This window comes from Bacteroidota bacterium (assembly GCA_016715425.1).
GTDB lineage: Bacteria > Bacteroidota > Bacteroidia > Chitinophagales > BACL12 > JADKAC01.
Window position 1 is genome coordinate 1 of sequence record JADKAC010000005.1, and the last position, 25,323, is coordinate 25,323.

At 35.9% G+C, this 25,323-nt stretch carries 20 protein-coding genes and 3 pseudogenes; 20 read left to right on the forward strand and 3 right to left on the reverse strand.

What is annotated here, in order from left to right:
* Positions 1 to 123: 123 nt before the first annotated feature.
* The 3 genes from IPN31_05935 (at position 124) to IPN31_05945 (ending at position 3,422) form a co-directional block, all read left to right on the forward strand.
* On the forward strand, positions 124 to 1,191 hold the full coding sequence (locus IPN31_05935; GenBank protein ID MBK8681436.1) for a tyrosine-type recombinase/integrase: 1,068 nt from the start codon (positions 124 to 126) through the stop codon (positions 1,189 to 1,191).
* Positions 1,192 to 1,667: 476 nt separating this feature from the next.
* Positions 1,668 to 3,173 (forward strand): F0F1 ATP synthase subunit beta, encoded by a 1,506-nt coding sequence (locus IPN31_05940; protein MBK8681437.1) that lies wholly within the window; start codon positions 1,668 to 1,670, stop codon positions 3,171 to 3,173.
* Between the two features lie 6 nt (positions 3,174 to 3,179).
* Positions 3,180 to 3,422, forward strand: coding sequence for a F0F1 ATP synthase subunit epsilon (locus IPN31_05945; GenBank protein MBK8681438.1), 243 nt, complete (start codon positions 3,180 to 3,182; stop codon positions 3,420 to 3,422).
* Between the two features lie 51 nt (positions 3,423 to 3,473).
* Here IPN31_05945 and IPN31_05950 read toward each other — a convergent pair whose 3' ends face one another.
* On the reverse strand, positions 3,474 to 5,450 hold the full coding sequence (locus tag IPN31_05950) for a hypothetical protein (protein MBK8681439.1): 1,977 nt from the start codon (positions 5,448 to 5,450) through the stop codon (positions 3,474 to 3,476).
* Positions 5,451 to 5,752: 302 nt separating this feature from the next.
* Positions 5,753 to 6,934, reverse strand: a complete 1,182-nt coding sequence (locus IPN31_05955) for a hypothetical protein (GenBank protein MBK8681440.1) — start codon at positions 6,932 to 6,934, stop codon at positions 5,753 to 5,755.
* Positions 6,935 to 7,172: 238 nt separating this feature from the next.
* On the opposite strand from IPN31_05955, the gene IPN31_05960 reads away from it, so the two are divergent.
* The 17 genes and pseudogenes from IPN31_05960 (at position 7,173) to IPN31_06040 (ending at position 23,562) form a co-directional block, all read left to right on the forward strand.
* The gene (locus tag IPN31_05960) at positions 7,173 to 8,441 is read left to right on the forward strand and encodes a c-type cytochrome (GenBank protein MBK8681441.1); all 1,269 of its coding nucleotides are present in this window, start codon (positions 7,173 to 7,175) and stop codon (positions 8,439 to 8,441) included.
* Between the two features lie 43 nt (positions 8,442 to 8,484).
* Positions 8,485 to 11,555, forward strand: a pseudogene (locus IPN31_05965) (TAT-variant-translocated molybdopterin oxidoreductase).
* An 8-nt stretch (positions 11,556 to 11,563) separates the two neighbouring features.
* The gene (gene nrfD, locus IPN31_05970) at positions 11,564 to 13,009 is read left to right on the forward strand and encodes a polysulfide reductase NrfD (GenBank protein ID MBK8681442.1); all 1,446 of its coding nucleotides are present in this window, start codon (positions 11,564 to 11,566) and stop codon (positions 13,007 to 13,009) included.
* A 6-nt stretch (positions 13,010 to 13,015) separates the two neighbouring features.
* On the forward strand, positions 13,016 to 13,552 hold the full coding sequence (locus IPN31_05975; protein ID MBK8681443.1) for a DUF3341 domain-containing protein: 537 nt from the start codon (positions 13,016 to 13,018) through the stop codon (positions 13,550 to 13,552).
* Positions 13,553 to 13,562: 10 nt separating this feature from the next.
* Entirely contained in the window at positions 13,563 to 14,225 is a 663-nt protein-coding gene (locus IPN31_05980; GenBank protein ID MBK8681444.1) for a cytochrome c, read from the forward strand.
* 33 nt (positions 14,226 to 14,258) lie between these two features.
* Positions 14,259 to 15,626 carry a quinol:cytochrome C oxidoreductase gene (locus tag IPN31_05985; protein MBK8681445.1) on the forward strand — a complete coding sequence of 456 codons (1,368 nt, stop codon included), beginning with the start codon at positions 14,259 to 14,261 and terminating at the stop codon, positions 15,624 to 15,626.
* A gap of 9 nt (positions 15,627 to 15,635) precedes the next feature.
* Positions 15,636 to 15,878, forward strand: a complete 243-nt coding sequence (locus tag IPN31_05990; GenBank protein MBK8681446.1) for a hypothetical protein — start codon at positions 15,636 to 15,638, stop codon at positions 15,876 to 15,878.
* Positions 15,875 to 17,071 (forward strand): hypothetical protein, encoded by a 1,197-nt coding sequence (locus IPN31_05995; GenBank protein ID MBK8681447.1) that lies wholly within the window; start codon positions 15,875 to 15,877, stop codon positions 17,069 to 17,071. Before IPN31_05990 ends, IPN31_05995 begins: the two co-directional genes overlap by 4 nt.
* Before the next feature lie 23 nt (positions 17,072 to 17,094).
* Positions 17,095 to 18,990 (forward strand): cbb3-type cytochrome c oxidase subunit I, encoded by a 1,896-nt coding sequence (locus IPN31_06000; GenBank protein MBK8681448.1) that lies wholly within the window; start codon positions 17,095 to 17,097, stop codon positions 18,988 to 18,990.
* Between the two features lie 37 nt (positions 18,991 to 19,027).
* Positions 19,028 to 19,854, forward strand: a pseudogene (gene cyoE, locus IPN31_06005) (protoheme IX farnesyltransferase).
* Positions 19,855 to 19,856: 2 nt separating this feature from the next.
* Positions 19,857 to 20,450 carry a cytochrome c oxidase subunit 3 gene (locus IPN31_06010; protein MBK8681449.1) on the forward strand — a complete coding sequence of 198 codons (594 nt, stop codon included), beginning with the start codon at positions 19,857 to 19,859 and terminating at the stop codon, positions 20,448 to 20,450.
* A 30-nt stretch (positions 20,451 to 20,480) separates the two neighbouring features.
* Positions 20,481 to 21,145 (forward strand): annotated as a pseudogene (locus IPN31_06015) (cytochrome c oxidase subunit 3).
* Positions 21,146 to 21,211: 66 nt separating this feature from the next.
* On the forward strand, positions 21,212 to 21,484 hold the full coding sequence (locus tag IPN31_06020) for a cytochrome C oxidase subunit IV family protein (GenBank protein ID MBK8681450.1): 273 nt from the start codon (positions 21,212 to 21,214) through the stop codon (positions 21,482 to 21,484).
* A gap of 6 nt (positions 21,485 to 21,490) precedes the next feature.
* Positions 21,491 to 22,129, forward strand: a complete 639-nt coding sequence (locus IPN31_06025) for a hypothetical protein (protein ID MBK8681451.1) — start codon at positions 21,491 to 21,493, stop codon at positions 22,127 to 22,129.
* Entirely contained in the window at positions 22,116 to 22,769 is a 654-nt protein-coding gene (locus IPN31_06030) for an SCO family protein (GenBank protein ID MBK8681452.1), read from the forward strand. The genes IPN31_06025 and IPN31_06030 overlap by 14 nt, the downstream gene beginning before the upstream one ends.
* Entirely contained in the window at positions 22,766 to 23,284 is a 519-nt protein-coding gene (locus tag IPN31_06035) for a DUF420 domain-containing protein (GenBank protein ID MBK8681453.1), read from the forward strand. The genes IPN31_06030 and IPN31_06035 overlap by 4 nt, the downstream gene beginning before the upstream one ends.
* 11 nt (positions 23,285 to 23,295) lie before the next feature.
* Positions 23,296 to 23,562, forward strand: coding sequence for a hypothetical protein (locus IPN31_06040; GenBank protein MBK8681454.1), 267 nt, complete (start codon positions 23,296 to 23,298; stop codon positions 23,560 to 23,562).
* A 133-nt stretch (positions 23,563 to 23,695) separates the two neighbouring features.
* Here the strand turns inward: IPN31_06040 and IPN31_06045 are convergent, their stop codons facing one another.
* Complete coding sequence (locus IPN31_06045) at positions 23,696 to 25,282, reverse strand: T9SS type A sorting domain-containing protein (GenBank protein MBK8681455.1); 1,587 nt, start codon at positions 25,280 to 25,282, stop codon at positions 23,696 to 23,698.
* Between the last annotated feature and the right edge of the window lie 41 nt (positions 25,283 to 25,323).

The following is a 25,323-nucleotide window of genomic DNA, read 5'->3' on the forward strand; positions in this document are numbered from 1 at the left end:
AATATACGAAACTCCACATCTCGCCAATAAAAATAGAGCATTCTTGTATTATGCTAACTATCAAAGGGATGAAAGCAGGAAATTCAAGAATGCGAAGTTTCGTATAAGTTGTATTTTTATGCAATGAATCTAAATGAATATTCAATATCCGAAGGAACACATAATGGTAAAAATGTTATTTGGTTAGAGTTTCCCAATATTGAAAAACTGAAGGCTGCCTTTAAGAAGAAATTTCCTAAGGGCAAATGGAGTGCTTCTGAAAGATGCTGGTATTTACCTGATAATGATTTTATTCGTTCTGAATTGGGTTTGCAACAAGCCTTAATCGGTAAAAATGTAATTGCACATTTGCATGCTAATAATCAGGATGCATTTATGGCTTTTGTTGCTCAGCTTAAATTGAAAGCATATAGTCCGCATACCATTAAAGTATATAGTAATGAGTTTGCTCAATTTTTATTTTTATTGAAATCTAATCATGCAGATAAATTATCACCTGAAAAATTAACTGCTTATTTTCTGTATTGTGTTGAGCATTTGCAATTGAGTGAAAGTCATTTGAACAGCAGAATAAATGCGGTGAAATTTTATTACGAACAGGTGTTACATCGCAGTAAAATGTTTATTGATATTCCACGTCCGAAGAAACCAATTAAATTACCTAAGACTTTAAATCAGGAAGAGATTCGCAGACTGCTTTCTGTTTCTGTAAATGATAAGCATAAACTGATATTACAATTTGCTTATGGAATGGGTTTAAGAGTAAGTGAAATTGTAAATCTGAAAATTGCAGATATTGATTCTGTGAATATGCAGGTATTAATTGAATCGGGTAAAGGCAAAAAAGACAGAATGGTAAACTTGCCAAAATCATTACTTAAAGATTTGCGCAATTATTATAAAGCATATCGTCCAGAAACATATTTATTTGAAGGTCAATATGGAAATCAATATACTGCACGATCTGCTCAATTGGTATTTAAATCAGCAATGAAAAAAGCACGCATAAGAAAAAAGGTGGGCATTCATGGTTTACGCCATAGTTATGCAACACATCTATTAGAAGCCGGAACTGATATTGTGTTTATACAAAAGTTATTGGGCCATAAGGATATAAAAACTACATTGGGCTATACACATATTTCTCAAAAACAAATTAAGAATGTAAATAGTCCGCTTGATAAATTGTAATTACTTTGTTCGAGCATTTGACCCATCTCTTATCTTCCCTTAAAAGTTTACCCGCCGAAGGAGGGGGGAAGATGTTTATGCAGTGGTTCTATCAAATACATTTAATAATAAATAGCAATCGTGCTGTCTAAAATAAGAACAAACAAATATCAATTTGATTAAGAACATCAATAGAAAACTAATTTATCGCTCTCCCTGCCTTCGGCAGGTAAACTTTTTAAGCCTGCCTGCCGAAGGTAGGGGAGAGTAAGGAGAGGGTCAGACGAGGCTAAGAATGAAAGAAAGTAATTAGTCTGCTTGATAATTAATAAAGCAAAAGATTCATCGCTAATCACCCTCACAATACTGATCTCAAAAAAGAATTATCTAAATCACCATTCAACCTACTTATCCCCATTACCAAAAAACCTTTCAGCAGTCTTTGAATATGTAGGGTCTTAATTCTATCTTTGCGGCGAAATTTAAAAACAGAATACATGCCCGGAAAAGGTAAAATCAAGCAAATAATCGGAGCCGTTCTTGACGTTAGCTTCGAGGAAGGGAATCTCCCCGAAATTTTAAACGCATTAGAAATCACTCGTGAATCCGGTGAGAAATTAATTTTAGAAGTGCAGCAACACCTTGGTGAAGACAGTGTGCGGGCAATTGCCATGGAATCTACGGATGGTTTGGTAAGAGGTATGGAAGTGCGGGATTTGGGTGAGAATATTAGTATGCCAACAGGTGAAGGAATCCGTGGCCGTTTATTTAATGTGGTGGGTGAACCTATTGATGGTATTGGTGAAGTGAAAGCGGAAGGCAAAGCACCTATTCACCGCAAACCACCTTTATATGAAGATCTTTCTACGGAAAGCGAAGTGTTGTTTACAGGAATTAAAGTGATTGACTTGATTGAGCCTTATGCAAAGGGTGGTAAAATCGGTTTGTTTGGTGGAGCCGGTGTGGGCAAAACAGTATTGATTCAGGAATTGATTAACAATATTGCAAAGGCTTATGCGGGTATGAGTGTTTTCGCCGGAGTGGGCGAGCGCACAAGAGAGGGTAATGATTTATTGCGTGAATTTATTGAGTCGGATGTAATCCGTTATGGCGAAGAATTTAAACATAGCATGGAAGCCGGCGGATGGGATTTGAGTAAAGTGGATAAACAAGAATTACTGAAATCTCAGGCAACCTTAGTGTTCGGACAGATGAATGAACCTCCGGGTGCTCGTGCTCGTGTTGCGTTGAGTGGATTAACCATTGCCGAGTATTTCCGTGATGGTGATGCAAGCGATGCAAAAGGTAGAGATATCTTATTCTTTATTGATAATATTTTCCGTTTCACCCAAGCAGGTTCTGAAGTATCGGCATTATTAGGTCGTATGCCTTCAGCGGTTGGTTATCAGCCAACACTTGCATCAGAAATGGGATTGATGCAGGAAAGAATTACTTCAACAAAGCGTGGTTCTATTACATCGGTTCAAGCAGTGTATGTGCCTGCGGATGATTTAACAGATCCGGCTCCGGCAACTACATTTAGTCACCTGGATGCCACAACAGTATTAAGTAGAAAAATTGCTGAGTTAGGTATTTATCCTGCGGTGGATCCTTTGGATTCTACTTCCAGGATCTTAACTGCGGATATAGTAGGTGCTGAACATTATAAATGCGCACAGGATGTAAAAATGATTTTACAGCGCTATAAAGAATTGCAGGATATTATCGCCATTCTCGGTATGGAAGAGTTGAGTGAAGAAGATAAGCAAGTGGTGCATCGTGCTCGTCGTGTACAGCGATTTTTATCACAACCATTCTTCGTGGCTGAGCAGTTCACAGGATTAAAAGGTGTATTGGTTCCGATTGAAGAAACTATCCGTGGATTTAATATGATTATGGATGGCGAAGTAGATGAATATCCTGAAGCAGCATTTAATCTTGTGGGTACAATTGATGATGCGATTGAGAAAGGAAAACGATTATTAGCTGAAGCAAATAAATAAAATAATATGCTGGTTGAAATATTATCACCCGAAAAAAAATTGTTTGCAGGTGAAGTGATATCTGCACAATTTCCCGGAACAACAGGATCATTCCAAGTGCTGAAAAATCATGCAGCTATGATAGCATCAATTAAACAAGGGAATATTGTTTTGAAAACCGATTCAGGTGTAAAAACATTTAGCGTTACAGGTGGATTTGTGGAGGTGCTGAATAACCATGTAAATGTGTTGATAGAAGGAACTTTATAAATATTATATTGAAAATAAAAAAAGCCGCCTGATTTTCAGACGGCTTTTTTATTAGGAAGCTCTCTTGAGCTTTTCCGACATAATTCTTGAAATCTTTTTCGGAATACGAATTATAAAAGTACTTCCACTTCCTTCTTCAGAAATTACATCTATCGAACCCTTCAATCGGGTAATTATTTTTTTAGTGATAGCTAAACCTAAACCACTACCTGAATATTCTTCACGATTGTGCAAGCGTTTAAACATCTCGAAAATTTTACCATGATATTTCGGATTTATACCAATACCATTATCCTTTATTGAGATAGTATATTCCAAATCATTTTCTACTGCTAAAATATGTATTTCAGGAATTTCAGATTTGTTATAAGTAATACCATTTTCAATAATATTTCTTAAAGCAAGCACCAACATATTGGTATGTGTTAAAATATTCCCGGTATGAATATCTGTTTCAATTTCCACATGCTTCTTTTTTATTTCCGGAGAAAGAGAACGCAATGCATCATTAATAAGTGAATTAAGTGCAACAGATTTTAAATCAAAATTCACTTTTTTAATTTTTGTAAATTCATAAATATCATTCACTAATTGTGTCATTTGGTTTCCATTAAATTGAATGAGAGATATAAAATCATTCAATTCTGCCTGAGATAATTTTTCACCTTTGCGTTTTATCAAACTGCTAAAACTTACAATGTTTCGAATAGGCTCCCGCAAATCATGCGATGATATATATGCAAACTCTTCCAGTTCTGCATTCGCTTCTAATAATGATAAATTAGATGCAGATAATTCTACTGTTCGGCGTTGTACTTCCTGCTCCAACAGGGCACTTTGATATCTCTTGTTTCTATAAATTATGATGAGTGTGAATACACATGCCATGGCAAAAATAAAAGCAATGGTAATCAGCAAATTTGATTTTTGTTGTTCGCTAATTATTTTTTGATCTTTCACTCGATCTTTAACTAATGCCAGATTATCTTTTTCTGCTTGAGCATATCGCTGTTGAATTTCTAACAAGTTTAAATTCACACTTCGATTCTGTACGTTCAGAGAGTCACTGAATTTTTTAAATAATTTATTATAATGCAATGATGTTTGATAATCTCCTTTTTTCTCATACAAAGAAGTTAACTGCTCATAGATGTCCATTTTGAAATCAATATAATTGAAGTTATCCATGCTTTTCAAAACAGATAGAAGATAAAATTCAGCAGAATCTAATTGATTGAGACCTAAGTAACTTCTTGCAATACATTCCAGTGTACCTTCTATTGAATACGCATCATTCTCACTTACAAAATAGCTGAGCGCATTTTTACATAAATCAATACTCTTGTTATAGTTTCCCTCATAATAATAAGTGTATCCAAGTCCGTAAGCATTAAATGCAAGGGTATGTTTATCGTCGATTAGTCTGGCTAAAGAATCTGATTTAGCATAACATTTTTTTGATTTTTCAAACTCTCTTAATTCAGCGTAGATGCCTGCCTGATTACCCAGAAGTAAACTGTATTCATAGATAAGATCTTCAGTTAATGCATTATATTTTACTATTAAGTCAATTCCTTTTTGATAATAATCATGAGAATCATGGTAATTCTCCACACCATAATGAATATCACCGAGCAAATGATATGCATTGATAAGACTGATTGTATCTTGAACAGCATTATTCCATCGTAGAGATTGTAAGATATAATACTGGCTACTGTCCGGTTTTCCTTCATTCAGGAACACCGTACCTAAATCCAGATTTGTTAACACCAACATTTCTGGCAGGTTATTTTTTTCAGCTATTTGCTTTGCATATTTATAATAATTAAAGCTTTGTGAATTGTAGCCGGCATCATAAGCCAATTTCCCCTGCTTGCGACTAATATCTATTTGAAGGGGAATATTATTTTGTAAAGAACTGAGCAATAATGCTTTTTCATAATATAATTGAGCTGTTGCATATGAATCCTGCGTTTTAAAAATCTCAGCTGAATCCAAAAGATTATATACATATTTCCAACCCAATTCGTCATTTTGTGTTGTTATTTTTTGGGTGGTATTGAAACAAATTTCTTGTCCGAAAAGGGGTAATGTGTTTATAAGTAAAAGGCACAAGACCACTTTTAAGAAAAGGCCCTTGGATGCAAGTAGCGATTTTAATGGTAGATAATTCATGTAGATAGATTTGATTCAAATTAAGCTATATATGAATACGCTCCAATAGTATTGAAAATAATGTGTTAAAATGCCTGTAACTTTTTTCAGGAAAAAGAAGCATACAATTTTGCAAAACAGATTATAGGTTTCTGTGAGATTCTGTAAGGAAACTATTTATTCAGATACTTATAATTATTGTCTTGCATCAATTGTTCTAAAACAGTTTCCAATGTGGCTATTGATTGTATTAAAAGCGCATTGTCAGAAGGAAAAGGCAGTGGTTTTCCTCCTAATTTTTCACGAGAAGCTGGAGTTAAGGCATCATTATATCCTGTAGCCATAGCATAATAATTCTGAAAAATCCCATCCCCCTTCGCAGGAATTGAAGTAATCAACTTCCCATTTGAATCCAGGTAACGAATTTCAGCTTCTACAGTAGCTATTTTTTCCTGAGTTGTTTCACTCACATAGGCAGATATCCATTTATAGGTGGATGTTTTAAGGGGATTACCTAAGCTGTCCAACACCTTATTTCCTTCGGAGTCAAATATATAAGTCCAGCCATCTTCCACCTGCCGTGTTTCTTCATAATTATTCGTGTTAATTACTTCCGGAAAAGATTCTACTTTTTTTATGCGCATCACTACCAAATAATCAAAATATTCTTTTTCATTATAGGGATTTATTTGGTACCAGTCTCCATAAGGATCTCCAGGTGCAATGTCGTATAATGCATTTGCCACTTCCTCACTTAAATTACTATTTGAATTGTTTTCAATAACAAAACCTACTTGATTAGTACCCAATGCACTTGCTTGTTCCAACAAAGATTTTATTTCCGGATGATTTGGATTTAATTCCTGAATCCGGATTAATTCGCTATAAGCTTCACGAGCAGAATATTTATTTCCGGAATTTATTTTTTCTTTGGCCGATGCAAGTAAATAATTTACAGCATTCTTCTTTGCATTAATTAATTCAGCAACCACATCTATCATTTCAAAGGTGGCATTTCTGTCTTCTGATTCAATAAATAATGGTAGAAGAGGATTGATTTTATTTTGACGGCGGCCAATACTTTGATATACATTGTAAATATCTTCCCATCTGTCTGGATTGCCTTCCAGGTTTAATGCTTTAATATATCCAAGATCAGCGGCATTAGCCCGCTTAAAGCCCTCTTCAAGAATTAAAATATATTCTTCTTTTTGCGGATTACGAGTAAGCTTATTTATGCTAATATCAATTGCATGATTATAATCACCTTCACGAAAAACTTTTTCTGCCGATTTGCAACTACTTAAAACAAATAAACTGGAAATAATAAATGCGAGTGTGTAATAATTTTTCATAGAATAATTTTAAGCCAACAATTAAAATAATTATGCCAGATATTGAATATATAAGTGTTTCAATAAAGGCCGGAATTTAAATTCCGGAAAAATATACTTTAAAAATAAATAAGCGAATAAAATTTTTGTTTGTAGAAATGGGTGTAAAATTGTTATTGAATGTTAAAGATTTTAAAATGCAAACATTACATTTGCAGCAATTATAAACAAGGTAATTAAACCTAATAAACTATTGATTGTGCGCACCAGTAAGGTTTCATCTACTTATCGCCTGTTATTTTTAACTCTGTTATCCGTATCGTTTTCACTCTTCAACTCAGCAAATGCAATGGCTGGAGAGGGAGAAGGCAAGCAATTATATCAGGCTAATTGCGCCAAATGCCATATGATTGATCGTAAGATGACGGGGCCGGCACTGCAAGGAGTGAGAGAACGTTGGCCGGATTCTACTCATTTGTATGCATGGATTCATAACTCGCAATCATTTCTTGCTACAGGAGATGAGTACGCAAATAAATTATACCAAGAGTATAATAAAAGTCCAATGCAGGCTTTTCCAAATTTAAAGGATGGAGATATACATGATATTCTTGTTTATATAGATGCGGAAGCGGCGAGAATTGCAGAATCCAAGAAAGTAGCAGAGGCTCCTGTAGGTGGAGTTAGCGCTCAACCTAAAAAGGATAACACTTTATTATATGTGGTGCTTGTCGCAATACTTCTCATTATTGCAATTATTCTCTCCCGTACTATAAATCAGTTACAACGGCTAAACAGAGAAGTAAATAATGAAGATGAGCCGAAATCTGTTCCATTCTACAAGCGCAAAAATCTCAGGGCTTTTCTGGCAATTGTTGGATTGTTTGTTTTTTGTTGGCTGTGTTATTCGATGTATGATAGTGCAACATCATTAGGCAGACAGCAAGGGTATGCACCTGAGCAGCCAATTAAATTTAGTCATGAAGTGCATGCCGGTATAAATATGATTGATTGTAAATATTGCCATTCAGGAGCTGAAAAAGGAAAGGCGGCAGTTATTCCATCCATTAATGTTTGTATGAATTGCCACTACAATATTCAGGAAATGTCGCCCGGAACTGCTGGCTACCCGCCTGAAGAGTATACTCCCGAGATAAAGAAAATTTATGAATTTGCAGGGTTTGATCCGGAAAATTTGGTTTATGATAAAGAACCTAAACCGGTGGAATGGATAAAAATCCATAATCTCCCAGATCATGTTTATTTCAATCATGCTCAACACGTCACTGTTGCAGGTTTAGAATGTCAGTCCTGTCATGGTAAAATTCAAGAAATGAAAGTGGTGGAGCAGGCTGAAAATCTTGGTATGGGATGGTGTATAAATTGCCATCGTCAAACAGAAGTGAAATTTTCGAATGCATTTTATACAGATTACCGGGAATTACAAGAGAAAATGCAAAATGGCGAAATTGATATGGTACATGCATCCGATATTGGTGCTACAGAATGTCAAAAATGCCACTATTAATTAATTCAATATTGCTGAAAGCAAACAAATAAGTTACAACGCAATGGCAGAAAAGAAATATTGGAAGGGACTGGAAGAATTAAAACCGACACCTGAATTTTTACAGAATTCCCAGCAAGAATTTGGAAAAGAACTCGAAACAGAATTCTTTGAAGAAAGCAATGCATTAAGCGGTTCACGCAGGGATTTTTTAAAGGTAATGGGATTCAGTCTCACGGCAGCCACTTTAGCTGCAGGTTGTGAAATGCCTATTAATAAAGTAGCACCTTATATTTTTAAACCGGAAGATATTACACCAGGTATCGCTACGTGGTATGCTTCCACTTACAGCGATGGTGGTGATTATTGTAGTATATTAGTAAAAACCCGGGAAGGACGCCCAATTAAAATAGAAGGGAATAAGGCTTCAACAATAACTAAGGGTGGCACCAGCGCTCGTGTTCAGGCAAGTATTCTAAGTTTGTATGATACAAGCCGCATTAGAACACCTTTGAAAAGGGATTCTGCGGGCAAATTTTCTGAAACTACTTGGGAAGAATTAGATCAGGCGGTGTTGAATAAATTGAGTGCTTCGCCAGATGCACAAGTTCGCATATTAACTTCTACTGTAATTAGTCCTTCTACAAAAAAGGTATTTGATAAATTCACTGAAAAATATCCAAATACCAAAGTTTATACATATGATGCGGTTTCCTATTCAGGTATGTTAACTGCCAATGAGCAATCATTTGGTATGCGGGCAATTCCTAATTATGATTTCGCAAAAGCAAAAGTTATTTTAAGCTTTGATGCAGACTTTTTAGGCACATGGATTTCTCCCGTGGAATACACCAAAGCTTATATCCAAAACAGAAAAGTAAATAAAGATAAAAGGGAAATGTCCCGCCATTATCAAGTGGAATCTAGAATGAGTTTAACAGGAGCAAATGCAGATTATAGAATTGCATTAAAGCCTTCCGAACTGCATTCTGCGATTCAGCATGTTTTCAATGCAATTACCGGAGGGGGAAGTGTTGCTGTAGGTGATGAAAGTAAAATGAGCCACTTGAATCAGGCAGTAGAAATGTTGAAAGCAAACATGGGAAATTCATTGGTAATTTCCGGTTCAAATGATATTAATGCGCAAATTTTAATTAATGGAATTAATAATGCGTTAGGCAATTATGGTACTGTGATAAAATTGAATAGTGCCAATAAATTGCGTCAGGGTTCTGACACAGATTTGAAAAATTTTATTTCTGATTTAAATGCGAGTGCAGGGAGTGTAGCAATGATTTATAATTGCAATCCGGTATATGATTCACCTTTGGGAGCACAAATTGAAGAAGCAATTGGAAAAGCAGAAATCAGTATAGGCTTTACAGGTAATATGGATGAGACATCTCATATTTGTAGTCATATTGCGCCGGATCATCACTATCTGGAATCCTGGAATGATGCCGAACCACATACAGGTGTGTATTCATTTGCCCAACCTACAATTCAGCCCTTGTTTAATACAAGACAAATGCAGGATTCAATGCTTAAATGGGCAGGTTCTGAAATGAATTACCATGATTTTATGGTGGAAAATTGGAACACTACAAATTTTGTTAGCGAAACAAATAAGATAAGAGCATTTAATAAAGCATTGCAATCAGGATTATATCAATCTGAAATGCCAATGGATGCTATTTTGCCTGTATTCAGCGGAGACCTTGCAAAAGCAAGTGCCGGTATTTCTAAATCAGGTGCTGATGGTTTGGAAGTTCAGTTATATGAATCTATTGGATTAGGTGATGGCCGTTACGCAAATAATCCATGGTTACACGAAATGCCAGATCCGGTAACAAAGATTACTTGGGATAATTACTTAAACATATCTCCTGAGTGGGCCGAAGAAAATGATTTGATGCACGGTGATATTGTTACTCTTACAATCGGTTCTAATTCTGTGGATCTACCTGTTTCAATTCAACCCGGTCAAGCCAAAGGTTCTGCATCTGTTGCAATAGGTTTTGGTAGAACAATAGTTGGTAAAGTAGGTCAAGGTGTTGGTAAAGCAGTAGCAATTTTTGCTGATGCTTCTGGAGAGACAGTGAATTATAATCTGAGTGGTGCTTCAATTTCTAAGACAGGACAAAATGTAGTTTTTGCACAAACACAAACACATTTTAATCTGAATGATGGTATTGCAAAAAGAAAAATTGTAAAAGAAACCACCTTAGCAGAATACAAGAAAAATCCTTTAGCTGGTAATACAGATCGTGCTGCAGTATTAGGACAATTGGATACCTTCTATCCTGATTTTCAAGCTGGAAAAAATGGCTTTAATTGGGGGATGAATATAGACCTGAATACTTGTATCGGGTGCGGTGCATGTACAATTGCTTGTATCAGTGAAAATAATATTCCTGTTGTAGGAAAGGATGAAGTACGTAGAGCACATGAAATGCATTGGATACGTATTGACCGGTATTATGCAGGTGAAAATCCTGAAAATCCGGAAGTAGTATTTATGCCGATGATGTGCCAGCATTGTGAAAATGCGCCTTGCGAAAATGTTTGTCCTGTGGGCGCTACCAACCATAGTAGTGAAGGATTTAATCAAATGGCTTATAACCGTTGTATTGGAACAAGATACTGTGCAAACAACTGTCCTTATAAAGTAAGGCGATTCAACTGGTATGATTACACTGGTGCTGATACATTCGGTGAAATGAATGATGCAACTGAAAATGTTAGAATGGATACAATGGATGATTTAACTAGAATGGTTTTAAATCCGGATGTTACTGTAAGATCAAGAGGTGTAATTGAAAAATGTTCTTTCTGTGTGCAGAGAATTCAGGAATCAAAACTCACAGCCAAAAAGAAAACCGCCAATTGCGTGATGGTGATATTCGCACCGCTTGTCAGAATGCATGTCCTGCGGATGCAATCGTATTTGGAAATATGTTTGATGAAAATACAGAAGTGTATAAGTTGAATACCAGTGAACGTGCGTATGGAGTAATTGAAGAAAACCACTGGTTGCCCTCTGTATTGTATATGACTAAAGTGAGAAATAAAGATGCTGAGGATCATGTACACGAAGAGAGATTGGATATAATGGATCTATATAATTATAAATAGCAAGAAAGATGTTTGTATCACCAATTAGGGAACCACTTATTACGGGCCATAAAACTTACGCTCAAATGTCGGATGACATTATTGGGCCGATAGAGGCCAAACCAAATAAAATTTGGATGTTGGCTGTAACCGCAATGGGTATGCTGGCAATTACAGGTTTTATAATGATCGGTCTTACCATCACTTATGGTATTGGACTGTGGGGATTAAATAAAACAATTGGCTGGGCATGGGATATCACCAATTTTGTTTGGTGGATTGGTATTGGTCACGCCGGTACTTTAATCTCGGCGATACTTCTCATCTTCCGTCAAAAATGGCGCACCGGTGTAAACCGTTCGGCAGAAGCTATGACAATTTTTGCGGTAATGTGTGCGGGTTTATTTCCACTTATTCACATGGGAAGAATTTGGCTGGCATTCTTTATTTTCCCTTATCCGAATACTCGTGGACCGCTTTGGCCAAACTTTAATTCGCCATTACTTTGGGATGTATTTGCAATCTCTACTTACTTCACCGTTTCATTGTTATTCTGGTATGTAGGTTTAATACCTGATTTAGCAACTGTAAGAGATCGTGCAAAAACTGCCTTCAGAAAAAAAATATATAATGTTGTTTGTTTTGGATGGACCGGTTCAGCAAAACACTGGCAACGTTTCGAGTCATTAGGACTTGTACTTGCGGGTTTATCAACTCCACTTGTACTTTCAGTACACACAATTGTATCTTTTGACTTTGCCACTTCAGTAATTCCCGGCTGGCACACAACAATCTTTCCGCCCTACTTTGTTGCAGGGGCAATTTTCTCTGGCTTTGCAATGGTGCTTACACTGATGTTAGTAGTTCGAAAAGTCTTTCATCTGGAGGATTACATAACGATTGGCCACATTGAATCTATGAATAAGATTATTATTCTCACAGGCTCAATAGTGGGTGTTGCTTATATCACCGAATTATTTACTGCATGGTATTCTCAGAATCAATATGAGCAATACGCATTTATTAATAGAAGTACCGGACCATACTGGTGGGCTTATTGGGCAATGATGACTTGTAATGTTATCTCTCCTCAATTATTCTGGGTAAGAAAATTAAGAAGAAGCCCTGTATTTACATTCTTCATGTCCATCATTATTAATGTAGGTATGTGGTTCGAGCGCTTTGTAATTATTGGTACTTCATTACACCGTGATTATTTAGTTTCAAGTTGGTCGTATTATATACCAACTTATGTAGAGATATTTATTTATGTGGGAACTATAGGCTTCTTTATGACGCTGTTCCTCTTGTTTTCAAAAGTGGCGCCTGTGGTGGCGTTGGCGGAAGTCAAGAGTATTTTAAAATCAACCGGGGATCAGTATGTTGGCGAAAATGCTATACATGGGCACCACGAAGAACATGCCGGAGGGCATGGCTCAGATGGACATTATGAAACATTAATTAAACCTCAATAAAATAACATGTCAGATAAAAAAGTATTATTTGGTTTGTTTGAAGACGAACAAGTGTTGATGAAAGCGGTAAAAAATGTGCGGGCAGAAGGTATGAAAATTACAGACGTGCTTACACCTTTTCCTGTTCACGGCTTAGATGATGCAATGGGTTTACGTATGACTAAATTGCACAGTGCCGGTTTCATTTTTGGTATTGCCGGAACACTCACTGCATTAGTTTTTATTACATGGATCAGCACTATGAATTATCCAATTAATTATGGCGGTAAACCTTACTTCTCTTTACCTGCATGGATACCAATAACATTTGAATTAACAGTATTATTTTCTGCCGTAGGTATGACACTTACTTATATGTATCTGAATAGACTTGCACCTGGAATGAAACCAAAAATTCTGGATGAAAGAATAACCAGCCACATGTTTGCAATGACTTTTGAATTAGATGGACAAACAGCTGAAAATAAAAAACAGGAAATTCGGGATGTATTGATTGGTAATGGTGCAGTGGAAGTTTATGAAAAAGAACTGGATGCATTATAAATATATAGGCATGAAGAAATTTTTAATAATAATAATAACCGGTGCTTTTGCAATACTAATGTTGCAATCTTGCAAGAAGGCAAGTGGTGATTTTCCAGGTACTTCTTATACTAATGATATGATGTATTCACGTGCGTATGAAACATACGGACCTAATCATTTACTTAAAGATAGTATGGGTGCAATGCTACCGGTAGAAGGTACAGTGCCATTTAGTGGTGATCCACATACTGGAGAATATGATTCGACAATTGCTGCTATCAGTCTGCCTTATGAATATTCAAATTCAATAGAAGACTACGAACGTTCCGCAATGAATCCTAATCCTGTAGCGGCTAGTGCAGAAAACATTGCCCATGGCAAAATTATCTTTGATATTTATTGTGCAGTTTGTCATGGAGTTGCCGGCAATGGTCAAGGTAATATTGTTACATCGGGAAAATATAAAGCGGCACCACCAAATTATTTTGATTCATTGTATATGGTTATGCCTGATGGTAAAATGTATCATTCAATTACATATGGAAAAAATGCTATGGGTCCTTATGCATATGCAGTTTCAAAAGAAGATCGGTGGAAGGTAATTCAATACATTAATAAATTGCAGAATGATTATGCGTTGGCAAATGGCATTGCTATTCCAACAGCTACCGCAGAAGTAACAAATGAATAAGAGAAATTAACGACTGAAAATAACTTTATAACAATGAGCAGTTCAAATTCTTTTGAGTACACAAAAAAACACAAACAAACCTTCCTGTTAATGATTGTGATTGGTTTGGTTGCCGTGCTTGCCGGGTTAATTACCGGGCAGATTAATATGGAGCGTTTTTGGGCAAACTTGCTTTTGAACTCAGTATATTTTTTAGGCATTGCAGTGCTCGCCACTTTTTTTATAACAGTGCATCAAATCGCAATGGCCGGATGGCATATTAATGTGCTGCGTGTTGCTGAAGCAATGAGTCAGTTTACAAAGTATGGTGCTATATTTATTTTGGTAATTGTATTAGGAACTGCCTTTGATTATCACCATCTCTATCATTGGAGTGATGATTTTATAAAACAAGAGTATGTTACACCTACTGAATTAAAAGCCTATGAGATAGAACATACCCATAATGAGATGAAGGAGCATACCGAAGAACACAGTTTGCATTTGCAAAATGCAGAAGTTGTGCTTGCATCCACTGCAAGCGGTGAACAGGAAGAAGTTGTAAATGCGGATGGTAAAATTTTAAATCCATTTTACGATAAAATAATAGCAGGTAAAAAAGCATATCTTAATGATGGTTTCTTTATTCTGCGCACAGTTATCTATTTAGTTCTTTGGTCATTCATTGGTTTCAATCTGCGAAAATTTTCAAAAGCCCAGGATAAGGATGGTGATATAAAATGGTATAATAAAACAAGAAGTTGGTCTGCAGTATTCCTGGTTATTTGGGCGGTGTCCAGTTCTATGATGGCTTGGGATTGGGTTATGTCACTTGACCCGCATTGGTTTAGTACATTGTTTGGATGGTATCTCTTTATATCTATGTTTGTGGCAAGTCTTTGTGTTATGACTTTAATACTTGTGTATTTAAAAAACAAAGGATACATGGTTCAACTAAATGAAAATCATTTACACGATCTTGGAAAATATATTTTTGGCTTTAGTATATTCTGGACTTACTTATGGTTCTCGCAATTTATGTTGATTTGGTATAGCAATATTCCCGAAGAAACTGCATGGTTTCTTGAAATGAAACGTGAATATGGATTATTGTTTCTTCCAAATATGTTTGTCAATTTCCTTGTGCCTTTATTAGTATTAATGCGCAGGGATTCAAAAAGAAATTTAGCTGTTCTTGTAGTGGTTTCATCTATACTAGTAATTTTCCATTGGATAGATTTCTATCTGATGATTATGCCATTTACAGTAGGAGCAGATTGGGGAATAGGTTATTTTGAAATAGGAATGGTATTGGTTTTTACAGGCATGTTCTTATATGTTACTTTCAGCGAATTGGCGAAGGTTTCATTAATGCCTACCAAGCATCCGATGTTTAGAGAAAGTGTTGATCATCATCAATAAAAGAAAGAAATGACAGGTTGGTTAATTTTTATTGCAATTGCATTGGTCCTGATAGTATTATATCAGGTTACCCGCACATTAGATATTGTAAGCCAGTTAAGAGGTCAGGACGACGAAAATGTAGAGCATAGTACAAAAGTGCAGGCAATAGGATTGTTAATTTTTATGATCCTGGGTACTTATGGTTTCTTCTGGTCATTTGGCCATTTTAAAATACTAATATCGCAGCAGCTTCAGAACATGGTGAATTGATTGAACGCATGTTCATTGCCACTTTAATTGTTACAGGGGCAGTATTTGTTATCACTAATATTTTGCTTTTCACATTTGCATATATTTATAGATATCGCAGAGGACGAGAAGCCGAGCATTTTGCGCATAGCAATAAACTGGAATTAATCTGGACCGTAATACCTACAATTGTACTTACAGGGTTTGTAGTATTCGGATTGCAATCATGGACAAAAATTACGGGCAAAGCATCACCCGAAGCGATTGTTTTTGAAGTAACTGGTCAACAGTTTTTCTGGAGTGTAAGATATCCCGGCGTAGATGGTGTTTTAGGTATGAGAGATTATAATCTTATTTGCGCAGACAATCCGGTTGGAATTGTTACTAAAGAATTTATTCAACATAAAATTGCAGTGTTATCCGGCAACCCGGATTTAGGAACAAGAGGTGAAATAGGAGATCTGGAATCAAGAAAAGAAGCATTGCCTGGATTGATAGCAAATTTGCAAACAGATTTGGCGAAAAGACCAAACAGATATAAAGCGGATGATATAAAAGCAGAACTTAAAAAACTGCAAGATGAATTAGATGATATTGATGACCATATTATTGTAAGACAAAAAAATCTAGAGAGAATAGAATTAAAATATACAGATGCATATTTAACTGCAAACGCTTCTTTAATGAAAGCAGGTTATGATGATTTAATGCCATCTCAAATTCATCTGCCTGTAAATAAAGAAGCACTTGCAAAAATTACTGCATTAGATGTATTGCATGATTTTTATGTGCCTCACATGAAAGTAAAAATGGATGCAGTTCGCGGTATGCCCACTTCTTTTAAATTTACACCTACACTTACCACAACAGAAATGCGTGATATATTAAGTAGCAATCCGATTTGGCAAAAAGTGAAGGATGGAGATACCGATCCGATTTGGAAAAGTTTTAACTATGAAGTTGCCTGCGCAGAATTATGTGGAACTGGACATAGTGCAATGAAATTTATTATGGTAATTGATACAGAACCAGAATATGAAAAATGGCTTTCTGAGCAAGTGCCGTATTGGGATAATGTAGCGGGAAATTTGAAAATCAGCAAATTGAGTAATGATGCACCCGTGAAGAAATCGGAAGAACCTGTACAACCTGCAGAAACTAAAGTTGATTCGACAACAGCTGATTCAAGTGCTGCTGTTGCAGTGAAAAATTAATTCATTTTTAAATTCTTTGTATAATGTCAGTTGAAACATCAATTCAAGAACAGCAACATACGGATGTACACGCACATGATCACGATCATGCGCACCATGAACATCACCAAAGTTTTATAACTAAGTACATTTTTTCTACCGATCACAAGGTGATTGCAAAGCAATTTCTAATCACCGGAATTATATGGGCAATAGTTGGTGGTGGCTTATCTGTTTTATTCCGTATTCAACTCGGTTATCCGGATGCAGATCTTACTTGGATTAAGCCCTTCTTAGGAAAATGGATTACAGAGGATGGACATATTGCACCTGAATTCTATAATGCATTAATTACTATGCATGGTACCATTCTTATATTCTTTGTATTAACAGCAGGATTAAGTGGTACGTTTTCAAATTATTTAATTCCATTAATGATTGGTGCCCGAGATATGGCCTCCGGATTTATAAATATGTTATCCTATTGGTTCTTCTTTATTTCCGGTCTTGTAATGGCATTATCTTTTTTCTTAGCTACTGGTCCTGCATCAGGTGGTTGGACAGCATATCCTCCCTTAAATGCCTTGCCGCAAGCAACAAGTGGAAGTATTGCAGGAGTAGATTATTGGCTTATCAGTATTGCATTGTTTATTATATCAGTTCTTCTTGGAGGCTTAAATTATATCACCACAATAATTAATTTGAGAACTAGAGGCATGAAGATGTTTCGTTTGCCACTTCCTATTTGGGCATTTTTACTAACAGCAGTCATCGGTGTTTTATCTTTCCCGGTGTTATTATCTGCTTCTGTTTTAATGTTGTTTGACAGAAATATGGGAACAAGTTTTTACCTCGATCAGATTTATATCAGCGGTGAAGCTTTAGCAAATTCCGGAGGTAGCCCTATTTTATACCAGCACTTATTCTGGTTTCTTGGTCACCCGGAAGTATATATTATTATTTTGCCGGCAATGGGTATTGTTTCCGAAGTGCTATCAGTCCATTCCCGAAAACCGATTTTTGGATATACTGCGATGGTGTATTCCTTATTTGCCATTACGGTCTTATCCTTTATTGTGTGGGCGCATCACATGTTTGTTACCGGTATGAATCCTTTTGTCGGGTCCATCTTCGTAATTTTTACTTTAATTATTGCCGTCCCCTCGGCGGTAAAAGTCTTTAACTGGCTCACCACCTTATGGCATGGGAATATCAAACTGAATCCGCAAATGTTATTTGCAATCGGATTTGTTTCGGTGTTTATCTCCGGAGGTGTTACCGGAATTTTCCTCGGAAACTCTTCTCTTGATATTGAATTACACGATACTTATTTTGTGGTTGCACACTTCCATCTTGTTATGGGTGTTGCTGCATTTTTGGAATGTTTGCAGGTATTTATCATTGGTTTCCAAAAATGTTTGGACGACATGAATCAAACACTTGGTTATGTTCATTTCTGGGGAACACTGATTTGCGCATACCTCATTTTTTATCCAATGCACTTTGAATATATGTTGCCACGTCGTTATCCTACACATGTTGGGTTCGACACCTTCGGAATGTTTGCTCAATTAAATCAATTTATTTCCATCGCTGCATTCTTTTCTTTTGCATTCCAATTGCTGTTTGTATTTAACTTTTTCTATAGCATTTGGTACGGAAGAAGAATGAAAGAATTAAATCCTTATCATGCAAATACATTAGAATGGACTACACCTTTGCGTCCGGGACATGGTAACTGGCCGGGTGAAATTCAGACGTGCATCGTTGGGCTTATGATTACAGCAAACGAGGAAGAGAATTTATTCCACAAACTGAGCCATTATCACAACAAGAAATTGAGTTGGGCGAGCATGGGGATGAATCTGATACTGATAAGATTAAAGAAGAAGAAACATATCGTAAATAATTTTGCCACGCAGTATTTCCATATTATCTGATTTTACTTCCCGAGTTAAATCCAAAGTAACAGACTATTTGTTATTGGTGAAATTCCGGCTGAGTTTTATTGTTGTATTCAGTGCAGGAATAGGATATGTATTTGCCAGTGGCGATATGCATTATTTCGGATTATTTCTGCTTGCAGGATTTTTTAATTACCGCCGCTTCCAATGCTTTGAATCAGATTATAGAAGTGGAAACAGATAAGCTGATGGGGCGCACTGCTAACCGTCCATTACCAGCCGGAAGAATGCAAAGCACCGAAGCCATAATTGCTGCAGGAACTATGGGCATTTCAGGTATTGTTTTAATGTGGATATTATTTAATCCTATAAATTGCATTACTGGGCGCACTTTCATTATTGAGTTATGCATTTATTTATACTCCCATAAAAAGAATATCGCCACTCGCAGTTTTTGTAGGTGCATTTCCCGGAGCAGTTCCACCACTAATTGGATGGGCGGCTGCAACAGGTTCAATTGGCGAGATGGCAATTATTTTATTTGTTATTCAATTCATGTGGCAGTTCCCGCATTTCTGGGCAATTGCATGGGTGGCATTTGATGATTATAAAAGGGCTGGTTTTCAATTATTGCCTACAGTTTCAGGGCAAAGCAAAGCATCTGCTTTTCATGTGTTGATGTACACTATTTTTTTAATTCCAATTAGTTTGATTCCATTTTTATCCGGATTTACAGGAAGTGTTTCTGCAATAATAATTGCATTAACAGGATTAGGATTTTTATATCAGGCTATACAATTGTATAAATCATGTGATGTAAAGTCTGCCAGAAAACTTATGTTTGGATCGTTTCTGTATTTACCTATAGTTTTAATCGCTTTATTTTTTGACAGAATATAATAATGCAAAGAACAATAACACATAGCAGATATATTATTCATCCATTCAGATTTAATCTGTGGATTGCAATAGTTACAATGATCATGATGTTTGCTGCTTTCACCAGTGCCTATATCGTGAAGAAAGGAAACGTAAACTGGGCAGTTACTTCGCTTCCACAATTATTTACCTATAGTACTATAGTGATAGTTGCCAGTAGCGTGATGATGCACATGGCTTATATCAGTTTCCGAAAAAATAATGTATATCGCTATCGGGTTTTTATTGTAATTACTACTTTGCTGGGAGCTACATTTTTGACAATGCAAATTTTAGCATGGATGCAATGGGTGGATAGTGGAATAACACTTACTTCCAGTATTCCAGGTGCTTTTATTTATATCATTACGGGAGCCCATTTTGTGCATGTGGCCGGAGGAGTAATTGCATTGATTATTTTTAGTGTGAAAGCATTTACAAGTATAAAAACTCCCGTGGATTCTGTAATGCAAAATTTAGATCCTGATAAAAAAGTAAGTGTTGAATTAATGGCTACCTATTGGCATTTTGTAGATTTTTTATGGCTCTATTTATTTTTCTTTTTTCAATACGCATAATTAAAAGATAGTATTTTGGAAACAACAACCATGCAATCAAACCCTAACGAACTCTGGAGTGGAGGAGAATCACCATTTGGTTCCAGCTATGGAAAAATAATGATGTGGTACTTTTTGATTTCAGACACATTTACTTTTGCCGGACTGCTGATTTCTTATGGCGCTATTCGCACAAGTCATCCTGCGCATGATCCTACAAATCCTTATAGCTGGCCGGATCCAAATGAAGTATTTAATGGCGTACCTTTTTTGAAGCACATGCACCTTTGGTGTTTGTAACCTTCATGACTTTTACGCTGATTCTTTCCAGTGTTACCATGGTTCGTGCAGTTCAGGAAGGGCATGCCATGAATCGCAAAGGTGTATTGTTCTGGTTAGGCTGGACTATCCTTGGCGGATTAGTGTTCGTGGGAAGTCAGGCTTTTGAATGGACACACTTAATTCATGAAGGAATGAATCTGAAAGGCAATCCATTTGGTGCGCAAAGTTTCGGTCAATTATTTTTTGTGATTACCGGTTTCCACGGATTGCATGTGAGTGTGGGCGTGTTGTTAAATACATGGGCATTCTCAATGGTATTTTTAGGAGTATTTGAACGCCGTGGACATTATGAAATGATTGAAAAATTAGGATTATACTGGCACTTTGTTGATTTAGTTTGGGTGTTTGTTTTCCTTGCATTTTACTTACTATAAAAAAACAGAACGCATGAGTACTTTAACACATGAAGAGGCTGCAAAAAAGTTTGGCAAGTTTGTTATATTCTTGCTTTTGTAACTGCTTTTGAAATTGCTGCGGCGCTTATTCATTATTTCTATATTCCGGAAAGTCCGAGATGGTGGTTGGATATTTTATTCGTGGTACTCAGTGCTGCGAAAGCCTACTATATCATGAGTGAATTTATGCACTTGAAGTACGAATTGAAACCTATGGCGGTAAGTATTATTGCACCTTTTATTTTCCTGATTTGGGCAATAGTTTCATTTCTTTGGGAAGGAAGTTATTGGCTGAGTGCACGAGAATTGTGGAAATAATATTGCATGTTCAAGAAACGGCATTTCATCTTTGCAGGCATTCTTGCAATCATAATTGTATTACCAATACTTAGTTACTTAAGCGTTAAGTCCGGGGCTGAAGTTCGCAGGAATGTGCATGCAAGTGCAATGTATGATTCCATTGGTTACACTTTCCCAACGTTTTATTTTATTTCGCATAGAGGTGATACAATTACTTCGGATAAAATGCATGGTAAAGTTATTGTTCTGGAATTGTTTTCTGCCAAATGCAAAGATGATCCTGAAAAAATAACACATCCATTATTTGAATTGCAGGAGGATTATAATACCAAGACTTTAAGCTTGCGTTTTATTTCTTTAATTACAGACTCTCTTTATATTAATACCGATCTTGAAGAATATGCTACCCGTTATGCTGCCCGTGATCAATGGCATGTAGTGCATGATACTATTACAACATTTAATCCTGTGCTGCAATCTTATAATCAATATCTGCAAAAAGAAGGTATCCTAAATTCAAACCTTTCTTGTCCTGAAAATGTATTGCTTATTGATAAGAATGGAATTGTAAGAGGATGTTATAATATTTTTGATGAACTGCAATATTCTGATTTATATAACGACATACTTTTTCTGATAGATAAAAAATATGAATCGCAATAAAACAATTTTAATTTGGGGAGTAATAGGTGTAGCATTTGTTATGTTTTTCATTTTTGTGTATTTGCCTTATGCAGACAGAAGAGATGCTACCACAAAATTTGCTGATGGACTCACTTCATCCGATTTATTACACGAACCAATTAAACAAGTACCTGCATTTAGTTTTGTAAATCAAGCGGGTAAAATAATTACTGAAAAAGATGTTGCAGGTAAAGTATATGTAGCTGATTTTTTTTACACTTCTTGTGAAGCCGCCTGCCCGATGATGAGCAGTCAATTAACAAGAGTGCAACAAACTTTTGACAATGATTCTTCATTCAAGATTCTTTCTTATTCTCTCGATCCCGAAAATGATTCTATACCTGTGTTGCAAGATTTTGCATTAAAATTTAAAGCAAACAAAAACACTTGGTATTTAATGACGGGTAATAAAAAAGAAATTTATTCTTTGGGCGAACAGGGTTATATGCAATCGGTTTTAAATGATGAAAAATCAATTGTTAATCATTCACAAAAATTTATTTTGGTAGATCAGGATAGAATGATTCGTGGTTTTTATAATGGACTGGATAGTGCAGAAGTGGATTTAATGATTCAGGATATTCGCTATCTGTTATATAAAAGCAGTGTTCGATTATGAATGAAAGAAGTGTAAGTAAATGGATTATTATAATCAGTATTGCCGTTCCTGCATTAATTGCATTTTTATTTTACAGTCCGGTGGTGCATTTAAATGTAGATGTTTCTTTTCTACCAAAATTCCATGCTTTTCTTAATTCCTGTGTTTTTATTTTATTGTTAAGCGGTTATTATTTTATCCGACATAATAAAATTCGTCAGCATAAGTATTGTATGATTTCCGCTTTTTCTCTTTCGGGATTGTTTCTTATTAGTTATGTGTTTTATCATGCTGCAACAGAATCTACAAAATACGGTGGCGAAGGAATTATTAAGTATATATATTATTTTATTTTGCTTACACATATTGTTCTTGCAGCATTGGTATTACCGTTTATTTTAATAACACTCTCCAGAGCTTTATCACAACGATTTGATAAACATAAACGCATTGCCCGTATTACATTACCCATTTGGTTATATGTATCATTCACAGGAGTTATTGTTTATTTTATGATTTCACCTTACTATGCTTAAATTTGTATAACATGAAATTTAAATACATCACTTTAATTGTATTTGTTGTTGCAATACTATTTTTTGCGAACTCAGCAGAAGCACAATGTGCCATGTGTAAGATTACTGCCGAAAGTGGTAGTCAAGCCTCAGACCCACCGGCACCGGGCCTTAATCAGGGAATATTATATCTCGTCTCATTTCCATATATCGCATTCATAGTTATTGTTTTTTTATTCTGGAGAGGATACAAAAAACGCAAAGCAGAAGCGGCCGAATACGGCGTACAGGATTTTTAAATTCTAACTAATTTTCGGTATTTGTAATTATCCTTACCAACCGATAGCCCAAAATAATTAACAGTAAAGCAATGATTATTTCAATGGGTTAATAAAAAAATGCCGACATATTTTTTATGCCGGCATTGTAATTTTATTCTTTTACAAAAGGTGTAAGTGTTTCTTTATTATCAGAAATAATTCTCAGCATATAAACACCTGCTGATAAATCAGACACATCAAGTGCTATCTCAAAGCTTCCATTATACTGTTGTACAACACGGCCATTTATATCTATTAATTCAATTTGCATTTCTTCAAAATCTGTTTTTACGTAAACAAAATCAGAAGCAGGATTAGGGAATATATTCAACGCCACATCAGACTTATTTGCTAAACGCATTACAGCATCCAAATCCCAGCGTGAAGTAATTTCATGATAACTATAATCAGGATTCTGCTTTTGTCCTGTTATGTAAAACTCCGAACCATTAAGTGTTGAAAAATCCGCTACTGAGTAATATCCTTTGAGCGGAGACAACATTTCACCTATCTTGTTTCCTGATGGGTCAAACATAAATAGAGAGGGTACATAATTATAGATAGTATCTACATATTCAGAAACTACAATATAGCAACCTTCCATGTCTTCAGGTACTTCCAGATCAACCAGAGTCTGACCATCTACTTTTTTCTGCCATGCGGTGCTTCCGTCTTCATTTAATCGAGCTACATAAATACCATACGCCCCATTTTTATACACTGAGGCTGCAAAATAGGTAGAACCTGGTCCATTATCTTTCAGTAACATATTCTGGAAGATATAAGCTGATGCACCAAAATTCTGTTCTGTGGCATTTAAGAGTGTTCCATCCGGATGGTAAACAATTGTAATTATACTACCCGAACCGCTTGAGCCGGCAACAACTAAATTTCCGCTATTATTAATTGCAAGTGCATATCCAAAATTAAATTCAAAGGCAGTATCCGCTTCAAATAATTGTGTCCATTCGTAATTACCTTCAGTATCAAATTTTATAGTTTGCATATCATAACTATAATCTACATCTTGTAAGTAACCTGTGAAATAAACGCCGGTACTACCGGCAACCATATCGTAAAAATAGGAATACGTGTCGCCGGGTATATGCACTGCATCCCATTCAACTGTACCATCTGCCAATAGCACAGAATACAATCGCAGTTCAGATGTATAAGTAGCCCCAACATAATTATAAGTCCATGCGGCTATATACACATTATCACCATCAGCACCGGGTTCCATTCCTATAAAGTAAGAATAGCTATCATCCTCATTAATAAACTGTGCCCAGTTAAAACCACCCCCGGAACTATAGGAAAGGATAAATAACTCGTAAATCATTTCATCGGTATTATACACTTGTCCGGAAACAATAACATTGCCTGCATCATCTATATGCATTGCGGATGGCGACCAGCTTGAATACCCGGCATTATTTATATTCTTGGACCAGACTAAATCCCCTTCATTTGTACGGCGTGTAACATTCATAGCATCATAAGTGCCGGCTGAAGCTGCAGTATATACACTTGTTTCGCCGGTTGCTTCATCCAAATCTGCCTGAATTATTCTACCTACAGCATAACTGCCTAAGTCACGTTCTTCATACCAGTTTGGAGTAAACTGTGCACTGGTAAGCACAGGGTTTAACCATGTACATAAAATAGTTAAAACCACGTAAGGAGTAAATTTTTTCATAATAAATATTTGTTTGTTTAATTAAAGGTAAAAAAACCGAA

Coding starts and splice junctions, on each gene's coding strand:
- IPN31_05935 (MBK8681436.1), top strand. CDS start 124: ATGAATCTAAATGAATATTCAATATCCGAAGGAACACATAATGGTAAA.
- IPN31_05940 (MBK8681437.1), top strand. CDS start 1,668: ATGCCCGGAAAAGGTAAAATCAAGCAAATAATCGGAGCCGTTCTTGAC.
- IPN31_05945 (MBK8681438.1), top strand. CDS start 3,180: ATGCTGGTTGAAATATTATCACCCGAAAAAAAATTGTTTGCAGGTGAA.
- IPN31_05955 (MBK8681440.1), bottom strand. CDS start 6,934: ATGAAAAATTATTACACACTCGCATTTATTATTTCCAGTTTATTTGTT.
- nrfD (MBK8681442.1), top strand. CDS start 11,564: ATGTTTGTATCACCAATTAGGGAACCACTTATTACGGGCCATAAAACT.
- IPN31_05975 (MBK8681443.1), top strand. CDS start 13,016: ATGTCAGATAAAAAAGTATTATTTGGTTTGTTTGAAGACGAACAAGTG.
- IPN31_05980 (MBK8681444.1), top strand. CDS start 13,563: ATGAAGAAATTTTTAATAATAATAATAACCGGTGCTTTTGCAATACTA.
- IPN31_05985 (MBK8681445.1), top strand. CDS start 14,259: ATGAGCAGTTCAAATTCTTTTGAGTACACAAAAAAACACAAACAAACC.
- IPN31_05990 (MBK8681446.1), top strand. CDS start 15,636: ATGACAGGTTGGTTAATTTTTATTGCAATTGCATTGGTCCTGATAGTA.
- IPN31_06000 (MBK8681448.1), top strand. CDS start 17,095: ATGTCAGTTGAAACATCAATTCAAGAACAGCAACATACGGATGTACAC.
- IPN31_06010 (MBK8681449.1), top strand. CDS start 19,857: ATGCAAAGAACAATAACACATAGCAGATATATTATTCATCCATTCAGA.
- IPN31_06025 (MBK8681451.1), top strand. CDS start 21,491: ATGTTCAAGAAACGGCATTTCATCTTTGCAGGCATTCTTGCAATCATA.
- IPN31_06030 (MBK8681452.1), top strand. CDS start 22,116: ATGAATCGCAATAAAACAATTTTAATTTGGGGAGTAATAGGTGTAGCA.
- IPN31_06035 (MBK8681453.1), top strand. CDS start 22,766: ATGAATGAAAGAAGTGTAAGTAAATGGATTATTATAATCAGTATTGCC.
- IPN31_06040 (MBK8681454.1), top strand. CDS start 23,296: ATGAAATTTAAATACATCACTTTAATTGTATTTGTTGTTGCAATACTA.
- IPN31_06045 (MBK8681455.1), bottom strand. CDS start 25,282: ATGAAAAAATTTACTCCTTACGTGGTTTTAACTATTTTATGTACATGG.